Source organism: Nostoc commune NIES-4072, from assembly GCF_003113895.1.
GTDB lineage: Bacteria > Cyanobacteriota > Cyanobacteriia > Cyanobacteriales > Nostocaceae > Nostoc > Nostoc commune.
Genome location: NZ_BDUD01000001.1, coordinates 3,294,194 through 3,314,834, shown reverse-complemented (window position 1 = coordinate 3,314,834; position 20,641 = coordinate 3,294,194). Strand labels below are relative to the sequence as shown.

Sequence of the window (20,641 nt, the reverse complement as noted above, 5' to 3'; positions counted from 1 at the left end):
GTGCATTTCTGTCAACTTAAGGTGAAAGCTAGAAGCATTTCTAGCTAGAGGCTAGAAACGAGGTTTTAAAGGACATAAGTTGTTACGCATGAAAGCTATAGCACTTCTTGGTTGAGTCCCATACAGAGCTAACGCCCAGCCCCACTCCCTACTCCCTATTCAAATGCTTGAGAATCAACGAGCAAACATCTGTCGCCTGAATGCGATTTTCACCAACTAGGTGAGTTTGATGGGTGATAAATAGAGGCCCTTCATCAACAGAAGTGCTAACGTGACCGTGAGAACCGCGTACAAGGGAAGCATCCAGAGGAATCACATCCATTAAGTAGCGAAAACCTAATTGTTTCTTAAGTAGTTTGAGAGCAATTTTTCCTTGAGGAAACTTAATTTGCGGATCAAGGAAAAGTTCTACAGGATCGTAACCAGGTTTGCGGTGGATATCTACAGTTTTAGCAAAATCAGGAGCTTTTGCATCATCCAGCCAATAATAATAGGTAAACCAAGCGTCTGATTGAGCGATCGCCACCAACTCCCCCGATCTAGGATGATTAAGATGGTAGGTTTGTTTACCCTCTTCATCTAATACCTGGGCTATCCCTTCAGTCGCTTCTAAAAGCGATCGCACTTTCGGGATATAAGCCGGATCATTTACATATACATGAGCAATTTGATGATCGGCAACAGCAAAGGCAATGCTAGCACCAAAATCGAGCAGTTCTCGCCCTAATTCTTCCCGCACAGCAATTAAACCGTTTTCCCGTAGTACACGGTTGATATCCACAGCTTTAGAGACTGGAGTAATGCCATACTCAGAAAGAATAATTACCTGAGTATTACGTGCTTGATAATATTCAATTAAATCGCCACAAACAGCATCAATTTCTCGCAAATCAGCTTGGATGTGTTTTTCATCATGACCAAATTTTTGCAGACAGTAATCTAAATGTGGCAGATAAACTAGTGATAATGTCGGGCTATAACGTTCCTCAATCCATTTTGCTGAATTGGCAATCCATTGGCTAGAACTAATGGTAGTTTTTGGCCCCCAAAAATCGAATAAAGGGAAGTTTCCTAAATCAGATTGAATTTGCGATCGCACATCACTAGGATGGGTATAAATATCAGGTAATTTTCTCCCATCTGCGGGATACATCGGGCGCGGTGTAATGGCATAATCTACTGAAGAATACATGTTGTACCACCAAAAAAGATTGGCACAAGTGAAATTTGGATCAATTGATTTAGCTATTTCCCAAACTTTGGGAGCCTGTACTAGCTTATTAGACTGCCGCCAAAACTTCACTTCACATTCATCGCGGAAGTACCAACCATTAGCGACAATTCCATGCTCATCAGGCAATTTTCCTGTTAAATAAGTAGCCTGAACAGAACAAGTTACAGCAGGTAAAACTGTTGCGATCGGGACTACTTGCCCAATCGCCGCCCAAGAAGATAAGAACGGTGTATTTTCTCCTAGTAAACTGGGCGTTAATCCCACGACATTTAAAACAACAGTTTTCTGCATAAATTAATCTCCTTTTAATTTGCCGCAAATTCTTTTAATACCCACTCATATTCTCGCTGAATAGAAGTCAGCAAATCTATCTTCATTTCTGATGGCAATACATCCCAAGTATAAGTTTCAATTTCTAAATGGGAGCAAGCATTGTTTGTTTGAAGTAGATGTAAAACAGTAGCAATGTCATCTTGGGTAGACTGCAAAATTTGATAATCATGAATAAAAATTGGGACATGAAAGTGAGTACGCCATTCTTCAGCTAGAGATTGTTCTAAATGTGGTAATGCAGTTATTAAGTCAGGATAGTGATGGAGTGTACCATCACTGCGACGTTCTATTACTTGGTGAAGATAAGTAGATTCAGCAAAAGGACGTAAGCGTTCAACTATCAAACTACGTTTTTCAATATCAGTAGGAATTTTTACTTTAATTGCGGCGCTGATTTGAATTTTACCAATTTTAATTCCTGCCGATTGGAAACGTGCAAATACAGATTGCGGTTCCTCATATTCAACTGAAAAATGGCAGGTGTCATAGCAAACTCGAACGTGTTCTAGCAATTTAGTTTCTGCTAGACTCTGTTCAATATTTAATCTTTCTGATAAGTAATTACCGCCAATTGGTAATAGCCAATTTTGATAAAAATCAATTACTTCTGAGGTATTTTCAATTAAACCATCAGGCTCAGGTTCTAAATCAATATGGAGTATCTTTCCTGTTTCTTCGCAGATGCGAATCATTTCTATAACAACTGATGCTATATTTAAACAACTCTTTTTCTGAACTGTCTCTAAAGTTGCTTGGTCTTTTTGCCACCAAGGTTTATAGGATAATGGCAGCGTAGAAATTCCGCCATCAAGTCCTTCTGGTAATAGCGCAGCTAAAATTTGTACCAAGTTTAATGTATAATCGACCCGTTCTTGTGTAGACCAATCTGGTGCATAAACTTGGTCTTTTACTATCTGTCGATGGAATCCGCCATAAGGGAATCCATTTAAAGTAAAAACATATAAATCTTCTTGACTAAGCCACGCTTGGAATTGAGCCAAGTTATTATTTTGTAACAGTTCTTTGGCAGCTGCATCTGCTAATCTTAAACCAATACCAAAAGGTGCTGTTGGCGATAAACGTGACTTGAGATTGAGAACATATTTTTCTAAATTAGCGAAAACCTCTAGCCAACTTTCGCCAGGGTGAATATTGCTGCAATAAGTTAAGTGATTATTATTTTTTGTAATTTTCATTTTCTAGCTTTATCCTTTGTATATGTAATTTATTTGGCTTATAGTATTTCACAAAATACCTGCTACATATTCAGTCGTATGGGCGCATAGATGTGCGCCCATACAACAGATTCACGGTATTACTGGGTGTATACATTCAAATTTAATAGGACTTACGCAAAAATTGCTAAAAAGCTTAATTTCTCGAACCGCCAAGACGCCAAGAGCGCCGAGAATTCGTAGAGTGTGCGTAAGTCCTATTTAAGTAACAGCAAATACTTTTGCTAACTTAACCGAAAATGGTAGCAAAATTAGAACGAATAAACCGTAATACAAACCAGCAAAACCAGATGCAATAGTTGCATCTAAAACTATTAGAGATAACACGCCTATTTTTACGGCAGTTCGGATATTTTCGGCGACTGGTTCACGCGCAGCTTTGATAAAATTAGGCAAAACTCTGATAGCTAATACAACAGCAAATGGTAGTGCTGCGATCGCTGCATAGTCTCTTAATAATCCTAAAGCTAAAACTGCCGTCAAAACTATTGCAATCAGCAGTAATGCTAATACTCCTGTAATCTTCTTACCTCCATGAACTTCACCCTGACTAATTGCGGTGATAGCAGCAATGTAAATAACAGGAATTAGCGCTAAATACCAACGTTCTCCTATCATTGCTGGTACAGCACTTACACCTAATAATAAGTTACTGCCACGACACAAACCCATATTTAAAGGGCCAAAAAAAGGATGATGTTTGGCGATTGAGTTATACAGTAAGCATGAAAGAGTGATAAATATAGCGATCGCACCACTCACCAACGATACTTGAAAAGCAGCTATAACCCCGATCGCAAATAGTATGCTCCCCAATAAAGTAGCATTTTCACGAGATACGCGACCACTGGGAATTGCTCTATTTGGCCGCTCTTTTGCATCTAATTCAGCATCAAAAACATCATTAAAAACTACACCACCGCCGTATAAGCCAGTTGTAGCTAATAACAACCAAGCTAATGGAATTAGTATAGTAAAACTTGCTTCTCCATTGATTAATTGAGCAAAAATAATTCCAGAGCCAGAAGCAGCAAAACCAACAAGAATATCCGCCCAAGCAGTAACAATATTAGCCGGACGCATCAATTCTAGATAACCCCGCCAGCTATGAAAATTTAAGCTTGCAACATTCACTTATCTGCCTCCGTACCTAATAATTTCTCAAAATAAACTGCATATTACAGATAAATCAAATATTTCTGCAATTCCTCATCCCCATTCCCCAATACAGACGCGATGAATCGCGTCTCTACCAATTTTTTACTCAATCAATACATAATCTGAAACTGATTTGATTCCTGGTTCTTGTCCCCGCAACACAGAATTCCCATTGAACAACTGACGCTGATCAATAGATTCGGGATTGAGCCAATCTGATGCTTGCATCTGCCCAGTTTGACTGTAAGCAGCTAGGGCGTTTTCATAACAAACTGCTCGCACATGTTCTTCAGGAATGCCCCTATCTAACATCAACTGAGCCGTTTTTGGGACTGCCAGAGGATCGCTAATACCCCAATCAGCACTACTATCTACAATGATGCGACGAACGTTATCACGTCCCGCTACGCTATCGCGTCCATACTTACGGACAACTTCAACCATTCTGGCGTTACCCATCTTCGTCTGTGGATAAATTGTAAAAGCTGCCCAAAAACCCCGTCCTAATACTTCCTCAACGGTTTCCTCGTTGTTGTGATCAATAACTACTTGCGCAGGATCTAAGCCGTATTCAATACAGCGATCCATACTCCGACTAGCACCCGCCTTTTTATTACGATGAGGCGTATGAATTAGCACCAACATATCGAGTTCTTTAGCTAATGCTAACTGTTGACAAAAGTACTTATCTTCTGCTTCTGTCATGTCGTCGTAGCCAATTTCACCAATGGCAACAACTCCCTCTTTACAAGCATAAAGTGGTAGCAGTTCTATAACTTCTGCTGCTAGTGCCTCATTGTTAGCTTCTTTCGGATTGAGGCCAATTGTGCAGTAATGTTGGATGCCAAATTGACTAGCACGAAACCGTTCCCAGCCCACAAGACTGCTGAAGTAGTCTTTAAATGAGCCAGCGTTTGTTCGTGGCTGTCCTAACCAAAAGGCTGGTTCAATAACGGCGACAATGCCATATTCCCGCATTACTAAGTAATCGTAAGTAGTGCGCGAACACATGTGAATGTGAGGATCGATAAACATCATGGTTTTAATGATTGGGAATTGGGAATTGGGCATTGGGCATGGGGCATTGGGAATTGGGCATGGGGCATTGGGCATTGGTTATTTTCCTTGTTCCCCCTCATCTCCCTCATCTCCCTCATCCCCACTCCCTACTCCGTTTTATTTGTAAACAAAAAGGCCATCGCGGCTAAAATTATTCCAAGTCAGATTACCTTTTTGAATGGATGACTGTAAATCTGGGTAACGGGAAAGTAATTCTTGTGCTTGGGGTAAAGAAGACTCAGCACAAGCTAATGCTGCTGCTTCTTGCTCGTGTATATCCCCATTAGCCAGTACTTTTTCCAAATCTGTAATGATTGCGCTATCCGCGAACCGTCCTACAGGTCGCCAAAGTTCTGGCGTAACTGAGCGTTTAGCTGCCCAACGTTCATGGGCATAGTCTGCTAACATCCTCGCTAATTCTGGATTAGCACGCCGATCTAGTCCCCAAATTAGATGCAACGGACTACCGACAAACACAGCCTTCAGTACCATTTGATTCCAAGCAGCATTATCTAAATAATCTGCTGGATAAGGGTTACGTAATGCGATCGCTTGGAATACATTACTCATATTGCTGCGAATTCCCTCAGCAGCACGATGGCGATGTAACTCTGGATGTGGTAATAGGGGCAAACTTTGATAAAGGACAACTAACTCCCCCATATCAGCAGTGGAGAAGAATTTATCAAGCGATCGCACATAGCCCTCAGCATCATCATGGGGCAAAGCTAGAAGCAAGAGTGTACGACCTGCTTGATCTACACTCCAATGACCAGGATACCAACCAGGAACCACATCCTGGGCTGCTTCCAAGTCCTGGAATGTTAGCTGCAAATCCTCTTTACCTAGATAACGCGGCACAGCACTAAAAGCCGTAAAAAACACTCTTTCAGCAGCGCCGCTAGCAATTTGTGCTTGCTTCTGTTCCAACCAAGCAAAAGCTTTCTCTGAAACAGACTTTAACAGCCAGTGATGCAGTAACTCGTTTACTTTACTCATGATGAATTTTAGGAAAAGTTGCCCGACTTTTTATGGCAACTAAGTATAAAATCTAGCACTAAACTTGATACTTTGTGATTCAAGCAGCTAAATAATATACTACTGAAATTATAACTTCACTGAATCTATAAAAATCTCCTGACTTTCGATAAGATACTGTAAAGATCCCATTTCGATTAGATAAAGGATCAATTTTTCTTACGGAATAAAATTAGAATTTAATGTAATAATGATATCTATAAGCAATCTTAAATATAAAAGTTAGGCATTAATAAATTTTTCAACAAATGTTATTTTGAAAATTTCGATATTAAAGTAACATACTTAAAAAATCACGAGAAATTTATTAGTTGAACGTTGATATCAAATTATTTTAAATTTCATTATTTAAAAAAGTTTGTTTTTGAAATTACTATCATTTCAATCACAGTATTAGATATATTTACAGTTACTTAAAAAGTAATAATATTCCAATGGGTATTCAACAAAAAACCGTTCTTAATCTTCAACCAATTAACCAATGTGTTCGCGTGACCTTTAATTATGATGTTCACTTTACTAGAGGTCTGTTTCAGTTAGATAATCCTTTACTCGCACAAGCGATCGCCGCAGATGGAGAAACAGCCCCAAAACAAGTGCTAGCAGTGGTAGATGCAGGATTTTTAAAGTATCAGGATGGGTTGCTAAAAAAATTATCAGTTTACGCTCAGTATTATCAAGATGTACTAACACTAACTGGTGAGCCGATAGTAGTTCCGGGTGGAGAAGCAGTCAAGAACGATGCTAGATTTATAGAGCAAATTCATCAGCAGATAAATGCAGCTGGATTGTGTCGTCACTCGTACATCTTAGCAATTGGAGGTGGAGCCGTCCTCGACATGGCAGGATACGCAGCAACAACAGCTCACCGAGGAATTCGGCTGCTACGAGTACCGACAACAGTATTAGGGCAAAACGATTCGGGTGTAGGGGTAAAGAACGGAATCAATGCCTTTGGCAAGAAAAACTTTTTGGGTACATTCATGCCACCTTATGCTGTCTTGAATGACTTTGATTTTCTTACTAGCCTTGACGATCGAGATTGGCGATCGGGTATTGCAGAAGCAGTGAAAGTAGCACTGATTAAAGATGCAGATTTCTTCGATTTCATTATGACTAATGCCGAAAAATTGGCTAATAGAGACATGGACATAATGGAAAAGCTGATCTATCGCTGTTCTCAGTTGCACTTAGAGCATATTGCTGGTAGTGGCGATCCCTTTGAAATGGGTTCATCGCGTCCTTTAGATTTTGGACATTGGGCTGCTCATAAACTAGAGCATTTAAGTAATTACAGCCTACGTCATGGTGAATCTGTAGCGATCGGTATTGCTTTAGATACAACCTATTCATATTTAACAGGGCAACTCTTAAAATCTGAGTGGCAAAGGGTTCTAAGTACACTCAAGAAATTAGGCTTTACTTTGTATGTATCAGCACTGACAGAACAATTAGATCAACTAGACCATCCGCATTGTCTATTTCGGGGGCTTACAGAGTTCCGTGAACACTTAGGAGGAAATTTAACAATCACTCTTCTACAAAGAATTGGGCAGGGAATAGAAGTTCATCAGGTGGATTTGTCTTTATATCGAGATGCTATTTTGATGTTGAAAGATTGGTAAGTTTTGCATTAATTCTTCTTTGGATACATCACCCAAATTTCCAGGCGATCGCTACTTCGTGGTTCGGAATTGCAAAATACTTTTTAGCTCCTCTTCTTCTTCCTTAAGAACGTGGTAAAGTTCCCAATTTTGTTGGAGGTTTAACCAAAACTCTGAGCTATTTCCAAAAAATTTTGATAACCTTATTGCCGTACTAGGTGTAATCCCTCGCTTTTGATTTACAAGCTCATTTATTCGCTGATAAGGAACGTGAAGTGCATCTGCAAGTTCTCTTTGGGTTATTCCCATTGGGTCTAAAAAATCTTTAAGTAATATTTCACCTGGATGTGATGGAGGTCTATACTTTGGAACTCTCATCTATTGTTATCTCCTAATGGTAATCGACTATTTCAACTTCTGATGCACCCTGGAGTGTCCATATAAAGCAAATTCGATATTGGTCATTAATCCGAATGCTATGCTGACCTTTACGAGCGCCTTTTAATACTTCTAACCTGTTACCCGGTGGAACTTTAATGTCATCTAGAGATAACGCTGCATTAAGTTGATCTAATTTTCTTTGGGCAACTTCCCAACAGTATAGAGGACATTGCTTTCGAGCTTCCTTTGAGTCATTGCCATCAAAAATATCTTCGGTTCCTTGATCCTTAAATGATATTATCATAATTATCATGATGACACGGTTATCATGCTACCAAAAAAAAGAAGTGATTTTTTGTAGGATGAGTAAAGCAAATTAAAGTTATCGTGAGCCAAAAAAGTATGATGTCTTCGCTTCCCGTCAAGGATGCTCAAAATAATTTACAAGAGATCATCGACCAAGTTGCACAGGGTAAACCTGTAATCATTCGAGGCGATCGCGGTAATGCGATTCTGCTTGCGGAAAAAGATTGGTCTGCAATTCAGGAGACTCTTTACTTATTATCTATCCCTGGAATGCGAGAATCTATCAAAGAAGGACTAGCAACCCCAATCCAAGAATGTGATGAGGAGTTGGATTGGTGAGTCAGCCAACGTCTGAGGAGCCACTTCCAAACCCCAAAGATGCGAGTTGGAGGTTGATTTACACAAAACAAGCGCAAAAAGACGCAAAGAAATTAGTTTTTAGTAACTTAAAGGAAAAGACCGAGGAATTACTCGCAGTCCTTCAAGACAATCCTTTTCAAAATCCTCCACCTTATGAAAAGCTGGTTGGTGACTTATCAGGTGCTTATTCTCGTAGGATAAATATACAGCATCGGTTGGTATATGAGGTTAGGACTTACGCACACTCTACGAATTCTCGGCGCTCTTGGCGTCTTGGCGGTTCGAGAAATTAAGCTTTTTAGCAATTTTTGCGTAAGTCCTAGAGGTCATCGAATCCGAGCAGATAGTTAAGATAATTCGCATGTGGACACATTACGAGTAAGTTATCTCCTCACCCCTACTTGGTGTTCACAATGAAAACCTCGATTCTCCCAAGCTTGCATATCTACTTCGGTAAGTCTTGTTACATTTGAGCATTGCGGTTGAATAATTTGGCTAAAAATCGCCCAAAATAAGCTGCGTGTTACATCTAATCCAGTTTTGGCCCAAGATTCACGATTACCAGGAACACCTAACTCCTCAACAATCTCTGTCTCAACCCAAATACCATGAGCGCCCAAAAGAATCTGTGCCATCCATTTGGCTCTGGGTAAATGACTTGGCGAGGTAATCAACATGACTTTATGCACTCCCCAACGTCGCAAAATTGGAATACCATAATAAAAATTTCCAAAGGTAGAATTCGCGCAGTTTTCTAACCAAACGTTTTGTAACCCTGCTAATTCCGCCTGAAAAATTAACCATATACAGGGGTCTGGGGAACCATGAGAAATTAAAATTGGGGTTTGTGGGTATTGTTTTGCTTGTTGGGCAACATAGGTTTCTCGATGAATACTCCCACCAAGCACAAAAAAGGCATCTACTGGCTGCGAAGATGCAAAAACTAAGGTTATAGTGGTAAAAATCAGCCAAGCCCCCAAAACAAAATACAATCCACCAGTTAGTTTTTGTAACGATTGCCACAGATTAGTAAAAATTTTTTTAATAGAAATTAACGATTTGATGGTAAATTTACGTTTCATGACTTAGGTAAGAAAAGCTGATTTAATGGCAGTCTAACAGTACTGCAATTGGGTGATCAAAGTGCTATCTTATAAAAGTAATGAAAAAGTACAAAAATGACGCCCATTAAAGTGTCACATGTTCAGTATAGCCTTCCGGAGAAGGCTAACAAACTGAGAAATGGTTGTTAAGAATGCAGTATTTTCGGCATCATCCAACGATAAAAATGATGAAGGGAGCAGAGCTTAGTTTGGGGTATAAAAACTTAAAAGTTTCTTGAAAGCCTGATTGCTAAACTTGTCAATAACACAATTATTTCAGCTAATATACATGAACCAATCTGCGAAAAGTTACTCGCCGCTCCAAGTAGCCTTGATTGGTGGAGCGATCGCCACTACTGCTACTATGTCTTTGTTCGGCACCGCTTGGACTCGTGGTGTCTGGGCCGCTCTAGCCCTACAAGACAGCCCGAAAGTGATAGTTGACCAAGTATGGCAACTGGTGAATCATGAATATGTTGATGGCAAATTTAATCAACAAGATTGGCAAGCAACCAGACAAAGCCTGTTGAGCAAAGACTATTCTTCTCGGGAAGAAGCTTATACTGCCATCCGCGAAGCTTTACAAAAGTTGGGAGATCCTTACACTCGATTCATGGACCCCAAACAGTTTGAAGCCCTGACTAGCCAAACATCTGGGGAAGTCTCTGGTATTGGCATTCGCATGGAAGTGAACGAAAAAACTCAGCGCCTTACTGTTGTCGAAGCCATAGAAAATTCTCCGGCGTTAAAAGCTGGGATCAAAGCAGGCGATGAAATTTTGGCAATTGATGGCAAACCCACTCTCAAAATGAAAGTGGATGATGCTTCTAAGCTAATTCGTGGCAAAGCGGGTACTCCCATCAAGTTAAAGCTAGGACGGGCGGGGCAAAATGCCTTTGATTTGAAGCTGACAAGAGCAAGCATTGAAGTGCCAACAGTACGTTATACCCTCAAGCAAGAAGGGAATCGCCGCGTTGGCTATATCCGTTTGCGAGAATTTAGCGCTCACGCCGCAGAACAAATGCAACGAGCCATCCGCGATTTAAACACTAAGAAAGTTGATTCTTATGTTTTGGATTTGCGGGGAAATCCTGGCGGGTTGTTACAAGCGAGCATTGAAATTGCCCGGATGTGGTATAATGACGGCGGCATTGTCAAGACAGTAGACCGTGTAGGCGGTACTGAAGAAACCAAAGCCAATCGGACTGCTCTCACAAATCGTCCTTTGGCGGTCTTAGTGGATGGTAATTCAGCTAGTGCTAGCGAAATCCTCACAGGCGCACTCAAGGATAATAAGCGGGCGGTAGTCGTAGGTGGTCAAACCTTTGGTAAAGCCTTAGTGCAGTCAGTTCATGAACTCGCAGATGGTTCCGGCTTGGCAGTTACCATAGCCCATTACTACACTCCGGCGGGAACGGATATTAACCATAAAGGGATTGCCCCAGATATCAAGCTAGACTTGACAGAGGCACAAGAGCGGCAGTTAGCTTCTAATCCAGATTTAATCGGAACTAAGAGTGATCCACAATATGCCCGGGCGATCGCAATTTTGTCAAATCGCAACTTTGCCCAACCGCCAGCAAATCAGCCGACTCGACCCATGAGCCGTGCCGATAACCTAAAATTTTAGGTGATTGACACTCTGCGGTCTAAAGACACGCAGATTCTCTAAGACTTAGCTTAAAAGGGATAGTCAAATATCCCCCTAGACGCTCAAAACAACTACCAGTACGAGAGATATTGCAATTGCGCTTACTTAGAATGCTTTCCGAGTTCATCACTTGCCAGTTCGGTGCGCTCCGTGCTTTCCCATTACTTGTTTGCCCAGAGCTGCAATTTGTGCAGGTACGAGGCAAGTCAGGGGTCACTCCTTACAAAACACTTCTTAGCGCAGATGATTATTCCTACTCGCACAACAATATTATCATTTTTCACGGTGGTTAAAACCACCCGTGGCGCGTTTCCTCCACTGCCTGAAAGTCAAGTGGCTTCCACGCGTTCCACAATGTTGTTGTGATTTGTTTCCAGGTGTTTATATAGTAGTATTCCCAAATCCAGATTTTTGGAGTTATGAAAACTGCTTGATATACCCTTCTAGGATTTTGGATTGGGAATACTAATTAGTAATCTCATCTCTAAAATCTCAGATTTATGAATCATCTGCCAGTTGATGCAACCACCGCCACCAGTTTTTTACCAATGGTGTCGGTGGTTGTTCCTATTTATAACGGTGAGGCGGATTTACCACAGTTAATCAATTGTTTGTTGTCTCAAACTTACCCGAAAGACCGGGTAGAGTACTTGTTGGTGGACAATAATAGTAGCGATCGCACTCTCACCATCCTCAAGACATCTGCCGAAAACTGTCCGATTACAATTCGCCCATTGAGCGAAAATCAAATTCAAAGCTCATACTCTGCTCGTAATACTGGGATTCGCGCCGCTACAGGTGAAATTATTATTTTTACCGATGCAGATTGTCGTCCACAACCGCAATGGCTATATGCATTAATCCAGCCTTTTGTCAACAAAGAAGTGGTAATTGTCGCTGGTGAAATTTTGGCACTACCAGGCACAACTCTGCTAGAACAGCACGCAGATCGTCAAGAAACTTTGTCGCAAAAGCATACCCTTAACCATTCCTTTCGTCCCTATGGTCAAACGGCTAATTTAGCAATTCGACGCATTGCCTTAGAAAAAGCGGGTTTATTTCGTCCCTATCTTACCACTGGTGGCGATGCCGATATTTGCTGGCGGATTTTGGGGGAAAACATCGGGCGTTTGGAATTTGCTCCGAATGCGATCGTTCAGCACCGCCACCGCAATACACTTAAAGAACTGCAAAGTCAATGGCGACGCTATGGACGCTCAAATCGCTATCTGCACGAACTACACGGTGTAGATTTGATGCGAGATATTACACTCAAAGAATGCGGCTATCGTTTGGCACGTTGGTTAATCAAGGAAATACCAAGGGATATGAAAAAGGCGATCGCAGGTAAAGCCATCCTTGTAGATTTATTAAATACTCCCATTGGTTTGTTCACTGTTAGGGCGCGTGCTGCTGGGCAACGAGACGCCAAGTTGCCAGAAAATGCCAAGATAATTGAGCGACTGTAACAGTAAGCTAACGCCCCTATATATTGCACTATTTTCTGTGTAGACCGTCATTAGTCATTAGTCATTAGTGTTTACCAAGGACAAATGACAAAGGACAACCTCACTAGTAGATGTGCAATGTTTATAGGAATCCGGTTTGATTTGGAGAAAATATACGTAGGATGTGTTAGCACGGAGAGTACGGCATCAAACTCGTGTTCATAGTGCGTTACGAACTCCGTTCTAACACACTCTACAATACTTAATTTCGTTCAAAAATCAAATAGTAATCCTATATTTGCGTAACAGCTTATTAGGTTGGTTGTTTATTTTCGAGGATTTCTGTTGCTTTCTGCGCAGAAAGTGGTCGGTAGAATAAATAGCCCTGTACATCCTCACAATTAATAGATTTCAAGAACTCCAGTTCCTCTTCTTTTTCTACCCCTTCGGCTATTAACTTCAATCCCAAGCTGTGTCCCAAAGTAACTATCGCTTTGATAATATGAGCTACTTTGACATCCTGCGTCAAATATTGAATAAAAGATTTATCTATTTTCAGGTTGTGGAGTGGCAAAAGCTGTAGACGCGAGAGCGAGGAATGACCCGTACCAAAGTCATCAATGGAGAGGCAAACACCCATCTGCTGTAAATTCTTTAACACCGTTTTGGTAAAATCTAAATCCTCAATGGCTGTGGTTTCCATAATTTCTAATTCTAAAAAGTGCGGCTCCAGACCCGTTTGTTCTAAAACTGTAGCTATAGTCTCTACCAACTTGGGTTGGCGGAACTGCTTAAGAGAAAGATTAACAGCCATCGTTATGGGTGGCAATCCTGCATCTTGCCAGATTTTATTTTGAATACAGGCTGTCCGCAGCACCCATTCGCCGATGGGGACAATTAATCCACTTTCTTCGACCAGGGGAATGAAAACACTGGGTGCGACTAATCCCATCTCTGGGTGCTGCCAGCGCAATAGAGCCTCCATACCAGTAATTTCTTTTGTAATAATGTTTACGCGAGGCTGATAGTGTAGCGTAAATTCATTGCGTTCTAGGGCATAGCGCAAGCTCTTTTCTAAAGTCAAGAGTTCAGGATTTTTAGCACTGAGAGAAACACTATAGAATTGGTAGTTATTCCGCCCTTTGTCCTTGGCGTAGTACAAAGCAGCATCTGCGTGCTGGATTAGTGTTTCGGCGTCAGGACTGTTGCTATCAAGCAACGCAATACCGAGGCTGGCAGTCACATAAAGTTCATGGTCTTGGAGATAGAAAGCATCCTCCAATGCCTGTAATATTCTATACGCTACTAATGTTACCTCTTCAATATCATTGACTCGTGGGAGTAAGATAGTGAACTCATCACCTCCCCAACGGGCTATAGTGTCTCCGCTTCTGAGTGAGCCTTGTAATCTTTGAGCGACGCTTTGTAACAATTGGTCTCCCAGAGTGTGCCCCAAAGTGTCATTAATCACCTTAAAGCGATCCAGGTCGAGGAAGATCACAGCTAAACTTTCACCATTCCGAGTGGCGTTGGGGAGAGTTTTATTAAGTAGCTCATTAAATAGTAGGCGATTGGGCAACCCTGTCAGCATGTCATGTAGGGCTTGATAGCGAATCTTTTTTTCTACTTGCTGACGTTGCCGCGCACCAATGATACTGGCGGCCATCGTCAAAAGGGTAGATTCTTCGTGCTTTGACCAATGACGCTCAAAGGTGCAGTCTGCCAAGCCGAGGTAACCCCACAACTCATTCTCCAAGCAAAGCGGTACCAGAAGAAGGGATTGAATGCCATCTCGAATCAGGAATTCTTGTTCGGTGGCAGGAAATTGTTGGGTCAGTCCGCTAATCGACTTGCCGCTAGAGAGAACAGTGTACCAACGAGCTAATCCAGAACCTTGATAAGGCTGATTCTGCCAATATTTGTAAGTAGATTCAATAGAAGGATGTGTCCATTCAAACCGCAAGCTGACTACTATTTCTCCTGTAGCGGGATGGGGATGGTTCTGAAAAAGATAGGCACGATCTGCTTTGGCAGCTTCACCCAATACAGCTAGAGCTAGATCAATACCAGTTTCATAATTCATTTCCCCAAGCAAATAATTGGCTGCTTCTGCAACTGCCTGTAGCAAGCGATCGCGCTGACGTAGTTCGGCTGTGGCTTGTTTTTGCTCTGTAATATCCCTAATAATAAAAGTTCTAATTAAATCACTTTCAGGTAAGTAAAGAACGGATTGTTCAAAAACTTCTGTACCTACTTCCACCTCCCGCACAAAAGAATTTTTTTCTACATTTTTTGTACTTATAAGTCCTGTTAAAATCGGGTGTTTTGTTCCAATTTCCCTCAACTTGGGAAACTTGAGAGCTGCGGCTGGATTAAGATAAGTGACTCTTCCCTCCAAATCCATCTCAATGATTGGATTGGGGATGAGTTCAGGGAAGGATGCTAGGCGAGCTAAAGCAGACTCACTAGCTACTTCAAAGCTGGGATCGAGAGCTAAGGTTTGAAAAGGATTGGCAGGGCTACCTTGCTCTGATAGGAAACCAGATAAGTCTTCAACATCAAAAGATTCAGAAAATGCTTTTTCTGAAATGTTAGAAATAGCATAATATTTAGCTTGAGCTTGATTACTGCCAAAGGCAATGACATCTCCACTTCTAAGATTATGGGAAAAGCATTTAGTGCCATTGACAAATAAGCCATTAGTACTTCCCTTTCCCTTATAGTTACCATCAATAATCTGAAACCCATATTGATCAGTCTCTGGAACAGTTACTCGCAATAAAATTGCATGTTGCATTGATACTGACCGGGAAGACAAGATAATAGTGTTTGCGGGATGCCGCCCCAGAGAATAAGTAGTCTCTTGCAAGGGGACAGTTCGCCGACCTTGCAGGTCTTGAATGACCAACAGATGGCGTATTTTTTCCCGCTCGTTTCCTAGCATGATTGTTCCTCAATTTTTCATATTTTTATGTCTTTAGTCTGAATAATCCTACTCCCACAAGTTCCAATACCGTTAGGTTAAAGCCAACCTTTCTTAAAAAGCAGGGAATTCAGTTTTGCGGTAGAAGTTTTAGCTGTTTTCTCTATTCATGCATAATTTATAAATTTTCCCCCTTTGTCCATATCATCTCAGCTTGTCTTTCTTAGGATACCCAGAATAAAATCAAATGCTGAATAGAACACTTGGTATATTTGCGGATTTTTCTTCTGAATAGTAGAAAAATTCTGAATTAAATCAATAACAGTCTGATTTTTATTTTTTAATCAGTCAAATAGTTCTGTTTTACGCAATTAATTTTGCACAATAGATTAGAGCAAGGCAGGAATTAAATAAAGTGGGGGCATCCCAGTAAGGAAAAATATTTGAGGATTTGCAATCGCACGCCAGTTGCTTTAATGGAACGGGAATTCCAATTGGCGCAGCCTATGTTACAAAAGGCAAGGGAAGGAGAATGAACCCTTAAATTTTAAAAAGGATTATAGAATAAACTAAAATACAGTCCGTTTTCTTGTAATGTTCTATCATTCGAGTTAACAGATACTAAAGGAATGCCCCAGTCAAGACGAACGGTAAAGCGATCGCCTTGTGACCAACGCAACCCCAGACCAACAGAAGCTAGAGTATTAGGGCCGGGGTTCGGGTTTGTTGCACCAGAATTATTCCAGCCAACACCAAAATCCGCAAAGGGGACAGCCTGTAAGGTGCTATTTATCTGCGGTAAACGCAGAATCGGTACTTGAACCTCCGCAGAAACAAAGGTGGCGTTATCTGTCAGCAGATAATCTTGACGATAACCCCGAACGCTATCCAGCCCACCTAAGCCAATTTGCTCTATAGGTAAGAGTGTGGTGGATGCTAGTTGCGTATTTAAACGAAGTAAAAGTAAGGTTTGAGGAGCTAAAAGGCGTGCCCACTGCGCCTGCCCTTGCCAAGCAAAAAAACGGCTATCAGGACGATTTTGATTAACCGTGGCATTCAACACATCTAAACCCAAACTGAATTGAGAGCGTAGGGCGATGACTTCACGGCTGTTACGACTCGTCCATTCTTGGAAAAATCGTAAGGCAGATACCCTGGTGCGTCCCTGTTCATCAGCACCTAAACCGGGGAAAGGTAGTCGTACTTCTCTGAAGGGGAAATAAGAGGCTTTAGTTTCCCGTCGGGAGGCTGTTAACCCAAGGGCGAATTCTTGTGTGGGAGTTTGAACTATAGGCTGACGGAATGTCAATTCGTAGTAGCGAGATGCCGATTCGATATTTAAATCTTTGAAAGCAGGTTCAATGACATCACTTGATGTAGTGCCATAGTTGAAGCTAAGTGTCCCGTTGCGGGGATTGACAGGCAATGTGTAACTAGTGTCAAAGGAGTTGCTACCATCAGTGTTGGAGTATCCTAAACTCAGACTATCTCCAAATCCAAGTAAGTTGGCTTCATTCAATCGTAATCCACGGCGGAAACTGCCAACACTAGGCGATCGCCCATTATCAAGAATTATTGGGCTACTAAAGGTTTTTGCCTCGCTGATCTTGACTTCTAAAAGACTCGTACCAGTCCGCGATCCTGCGGTGAGTTCAGCAGTTACGTTTTTAATCAAAGGATTAAGTTGCAAAAGTTGCAGTGCCTCTAGTAGACGTTGCCGATTTAGAGGCGCTGATGTAGCTATTGCTAGTCGGCTACGGACATAATTCGGATTCAACCGCCGAGTTCCAGTTACCTGGATATCTTCTAATTTACCTTCGACCACCTGAATTTTTACAACACCGGATTGGATTGTTTGCGGTGGGATATAAGCACCAGAAGTAATGTAACCATTTTGTACGTATAAATCAGTAATTTTAGAACGTGCTTGATAGACTTCAGACAATGAGATCGGTCGTTTGGTAAATTCAGCAGTGGCGAGGGCTAACTCTTCGGGACTGAAGACTGTGCTACCAACAACTTCAAAACGTTCAACAACAATAGTTTGAGGAAGGTTGCCAGGGGGTGGTTCATCAGGTGTAGGAGTTGGTGCAGAGGGTGGAAATAGTTCTGCTGGCGGGGGGAGTGGCTGTGGTGGTTCAGGTGAAGGAACAGGTGAAGGTAAGGGTGGTTGGACATCCTGTGGTGGTGGGAGTTGTCGTGGGATAGAATTACTAGGTGGCAATTGTGTAGTATTAGCAGCCTGAGCTTTCACTGGACTAGAAGTTATGCTGCTGAGTAATAGAAGCATACTCAGTGGTAAGCAGGACACTATAAGATTTTGAGGATATTTATCAATCATCGCACTGGGCTATTTTTGTTAGAAACTATGGGATTATTCAAAGACTGTTTCAGATGTGAATCTTACTTCATCTGTTGTCACTAAAGTTGATATCTTGGGTAAATTTCAATTTAAAAGCTAAATAAACTAGTTATTGCAGACTTAAAAATATTGATGGTGTTCGAGCTGCATAAGCAAGCAGATATATTAGACATCTGGTGAAAATGATTGTAGAGACGTTGCAATGCAACGTCTCTACAAGGGTTTCAGGTAACGCATAATTAATTTCTGGAGATGTCTATTAGAATTATCTGTTGCTGCGCGAGTACGGCGTAAATCTACCTACTATCTCAACTAACAAGACTTAGGGCAAAATTCCTTTGTTAAAAGTAGACAAACTTGCGTTTTGTTATGGTTTAGGGTTACTGCATCAATACGATTCAGATAAGCTTAGGACTTACGCACACTCTACGAATTCTCGGCGCTCTTGGCGTCTTGGCGGTTCGAGAAATTAAGCTTTTTAGCAATTTTTGCGTAAGTCCTAAAGCTTTTTTCTTGCCCCCCTGCTCAAGAACAGCCTGCCTCAACGGATAAATTTATTAACCCAAGCGTATTGGTTACTGCATATCCCTTTGCTGAAACATTCCCATCAATTTACGTTTACGAGCGTGGGTTTGCATCAAGTTTTGACGATAGCTTAACCAGTCAGCTTTATTTCCAGATTCCAAGTAGGCGTTTCGTGCCTTTTTTAACCATTCAACTGCGTAGTAATAGTATTCGGCTTTACCTGCATCTATAATTTTTTCGGCACGGCAACGAGCATTAGCAATTACCCAACTAGGATTATGAGGGATAGCAGCATCCATGACTCGATGAATCAATTCTGAATTATAAGAACTGAGTTCACTAGCGATCGCAATTGCATCATCAATTAGCCCCTCATGCAAGAATATATCCACTTTGGCTGATTCTGTTCCCCCACCACTAACAGTACGAATAATTCTCAGCAGGTCTGTTTTGACACTTTCCCAATTTTCCCCAGCCAATTCTGCCATCTTCTGGTAGTCAAAAAAGGAGGGCTTCACTTGAAAAGCCGCCTTGATTGCTAATAAAGCAGCTTCACTATCACCCAACTCAATAGCCAAATCACTTGTCCAAATCCCCAATTCATACCGACACTTACCCGGTAAATTTAATCCACTCTGGGCTATACTTAGTGCTTGCTGTAATGCTCCTTGAACGCTGAGTGTTTTCGCTAGGGCAAAAGCTTCTTCCATTGAGTTCATTTGGGTTTGAGCAGCATCAATTGCTTCTTCTACCCTGCCTAAACGCCCTAGCATTGTTAGATACTGTTGGGTTTGTCCTTCTGCTTCTGCTAAATATAAGTATTCTTGGTAACGTTCCTGACGTTCGAGGATTTTTAGCCGAATTAGTGCCAAATCATCCGCGTAGTCTGGCACGTCTTCTTCCCAAGCTCCCCTTTCGGTAATATTACCTTGGAGAACTTGCACCAGTGGTGGATAATCCCAACCTTGGCGTAAAGCCTCCATAATCATGCCAAAATCAACATTCCACTCATCTTGCCAAGCTTCTAAATTTATTTGAATATCAACTTTTTCTTCTGGGGTGAGTTCAGCACTGAGAATTGCTTCACACCAGGCATTATTTAATTCTTCGATAAGTTCATCATTTTCGGCGCCGTATTCTGCAACATCATCCCAATTTTCCACACAGGTAGAGGTAATCGCTTCTAAAATGGCGATCGCATTTTTACCCTCTCCCCGTTCACTAAAATCTACCGCAGTTTGCACTACACTCAGCAATTCTTCACCAATTGGGTCTTCTTCGCACCCTTCCTCAAAGTAGCGCACGGTATCCTTAAGAATCTGCCGTACTTGCCGCCGAAAGGGAGCCGGATCAATAGTAATGTAGAGCAAGGGTTTTGTGGTTGTTTGCCTGTCAGTAGGATTAGTCATCCAACTTACATGGCGGTCAATCACCTCAATTAGTGGTGGGTCTTCTTTTACCAAGTCTTGCAGAAGTTTTTGAGTTTGTAAATAATCCAGGCTATTAAGTAATTCTTCTAGGGTGGGGCGCTTCTCAATGTTTTCTGGGTTACGCGCACAAACAAGCATCGTCGCTACAATGTGTTTGCACCACCCGTCAAAGTTGTAGGCACAGGTGCAGTTTGCTGAGGTTAACCCACTGCGATCAAAACTCAGGTTGACATGATAAGGTTTGGCTTCACTGCCCACAACATCTGCCTGAAGCAGATCGCCACGTAGGGTAACTGTATTGACAGCACCAGCCTCATAGTATGCCTCGCCCCGTTGGAAAGATTTGGCGTTGGCATGACGGCGGATAGTAAATTCACTAATTTGGGGAATAGACATCGAGCGATCGCCTGCGTAAATCTTCTGGATGAATCCTAAATCCAGCTTAGTGTTAGGCTAACGCGCTGTAAAGAAATTCAAAGTTATGGGCATGG

General features: G+C 41.6%; 16 protein-coding genes. 5 read left to right on the top strand and 11 right to left on the bottom strand.

Going from position 1 to position 20,641, the window contains the following annotated elements; all coding sequences use genetic code 11:
* Window positions 1-148 precede the first annotated feature (148 nt).
* From CDC33_RS14665 to CDC33_RS14640, 5 genes are all read right to left on the bottom strand, one after another.
* Window positions 149-1,525, bottom strand: a complete 1,377-nt coding sequence (locus CDC33_RS14665; RefSeq protein WP_109009077.1) for an alkaline phosphatase family protein — start codon at window positions 1,523-1,525, stop codon at window positions 149-151.
* Between the two features lie 14 nt (window positions 1,526-1,539).
* Entirely contained in the window at window positions 1,540-2,763 is a 1,224-nt protein-coding gene (gene eboE / locus CDC33_RS14660; protein ID WP_109009076.1) for a metabolite traffic protein EboE, read from the bottom strand.
* 240 nt (window positions 2,764-3,003) lie between these two features.
* Entirely contained in the window at window positions 3,004-3,936 is a 933-nt protein-coding gene (gene eboC / locus CDC33_RS14655) for a UbiA-like protein EboC (RefSeq protein ID WP_369694300.1), read from the bottom strand.
* Window positions 3,937-4,062: 126 nt separating this feature from the next.
* Window positions 4,063-5,073 carry a TatD family hydrolase gene (locus tag CDC33_RS14650; RefSeq protein ID WP_244919235.1) on the bottom strand — a complete coding sequence of 337 codons (1,011 nt, stop codon included), beginning with the start codon at window positions 5,071-5,073 and terminating at the stop codon, window positions 4,063-4,065.
* 63 nt (window positions 5,074-5,136) lie between these two features.
* Complete coding sequence (locus tag CDC33_RS14640; RefSeq protein WP_109009073.1) at window positions 5,137-6,018, bottom strand: EboA family metabolite traffic protein; 882 nt, start codon at window positions 6,016-6,018, stop codon at window positions 5,137-5,139.
* 473 nt (window positions 6,019-6,491) lie between these two features.
* Here CDC33_RS14640 and CDC33_RS14635 point away from each other — a divergent pair, with 473 nt between their 5' ends.
* Window positions 6,492-7,682, top strand: coding sequence for a 3-dehydroquinate synthase (locus CDC33_RS14635; protein WP_109009072.1), 1,191 nt, complete (start codon window positions 6,492-6,494; stop codon window positions 7,680-7,682).
* A 51-nt stretch (window positions 7,683-7,733) separates the two neighbouring features.
* On the opposite strand, the gene CDC33_RS14630 is transcribed toward CDC33_RS14635, so the two are convergent.
* On the bottom strand, window positions 7,734-8,039 hold the full coding sequence (locus tag CDC33_RS14630; RefSeq protein WP_109009071.1) for a HigA family addiction module antitoxin: 306 nt from the start codon (window positions 8,037-8,039) through the stop codon (window positions 7,734-7,736).
* 13 nt (window positions 8,040-8,052) lie between these two features.
* Window positions 8,053-8,346: a type II toxin-antitoxin system RelE/ParE family toxin gene (locus CDC33_RS14625; protein WP_109012580.1), complete on the bottom strand. Its 294-nt coding sequence runs from the start codon at window positions 8,344-8,346 to the stop codon at window positions 8,053-8,055.
* A 98-nt stretch (window positions 8,347-8,444) separates the two neighbouring features.
* Here CDC33_RS14625 and CDC33_RS14620 point away from each other — a divergent pair, with 98 nt between their 5' ends.
* Together CDC33_RS14620 and CDC33_RS14615 are read left to right on the top strand one after the other, a co-directional pair.
* Window positions 8,445-8,687, top strand: coding sequence for a type II toxin-antitoxin system Phd/YefM family antitoxin (locus CDC33_RS14620; protein WP_244919234.1), 243 nt, complete (start codon window positions 8,445-8,447; stop codon window positions 8,685-8,687).
* Window positions 8,684-9,001 carry a Txe/YoeB family addiction module toxin gene (locus CDC33_RS14615; protein WP_109009069.1) on the top strand — a complete coding sequence of 106 codons (318 nt, stop codon included), beginning with the start codon at window positions 8,684-8,686 and terminating at the stop codon, window positions 8,999-9,001. The genes CDC33_RS14620 and CDC33_RS14615 overlap by 4 nt, the downstream gene beginning before the upstream one ends.
* 90 nt (window positions 9,002-9,091) lie before the next feature.
* Here the strand turns inward: CDC33_RS14615 and CDC33_RS14610 are convergent, their stop codons facing one another.
* Window positions 9,092-9,790, bottom strand: coding sequence for a YdcF family protein (locus tag CDC33_RS14610; protein WP_109009068.1), 699 nt, complete (start codon window positions 9,788-9,790; stop codon window positions 9,092-9,094).
* 310 nt (window positions 9,791-10,100) lie between these two features.
* Here CDC33_RS14610 and ctpB point away from each other — a divergent pair, with 310 nt between their 5' ends.
* The gene (ctpB, locus tag CDC33_RS14605; RefSeq protein WP_109009067.1) at window positions 10,101-11,441 is read left to right on the top strand and encodes a carboxyl-terminal processing protease CtpB; all 1,341 of its coding nucleotides are present in this window, start codon (window positions 10,101-10,103) and stop codon (window positions 11,439-11,441) included.
* Window positions 11,442-11,962: 521 nt separating this feature from the next.
* Window positions 11,963-12,931 carry a glycosyltransferase family 2 protein gene (locus CDC33_RS14600; protein WP_109009066.1) on the top strand — a complete coding sequence of 323 codons (969 nt, stop codon included), beginning with the start codon at window positions 11,963-11,965 and terminating at the stop codon, window positions 12,929-12,931.
* 292 nt (window positions 12,932-13,223) lie between these two features.
* On the opposite strand, the gene CDC33_RS14595 is transcribed toward CDC33_RS14600, so the two are convergent.
* The 3 genes from CDC33_RS14595 to CDC33_RS14585 all read right to left on the bottom strand — a co-directional run bounded on the left by CDC33_RS14595 (window position 13,224) and on the right by CDC33_RS14585 (window position 20,546).
* On the bottom strand, window positions 13,224-15,854 hold the full coding sequence (locus tag CDC33_RS14595) for an EAL domain-containing protein (RefSeq protein ID WP_109009065.1): 2,631 nt from the start codon (window positions 15,852-15,854) through the stop codon (window positions 13,224-13,226).
* Window positions 15,855-16,380: 526 nt separating this feature from the next.
* Window positions 16,381-18,174, bottom strand: a complete 1,794-nt coding sequence (locus CDC33_RS14590; protein WP_181374012.1) for a ShlB/FhaC/HecB family hemolysin secretion/activation protein — start codon at window positions 18,172-18,174, stop codon at window positions 16,381-16,383.
* 596 nt (window positions 18,175-18,770) lie between these two features.
* Window positions 18,771-20,546, bottom strand: coding sequence for an SWIM zinc finger family protein (locus CDC33_RS14585; RefSeq protein WP_109009064.1), 1,776 nt, complete (start codon window positions 20,544-20,546; stop codon window positions 18,771-18,773).
* Window positions 20,547-20,641 lie beyond the last annotated feature (95 nt).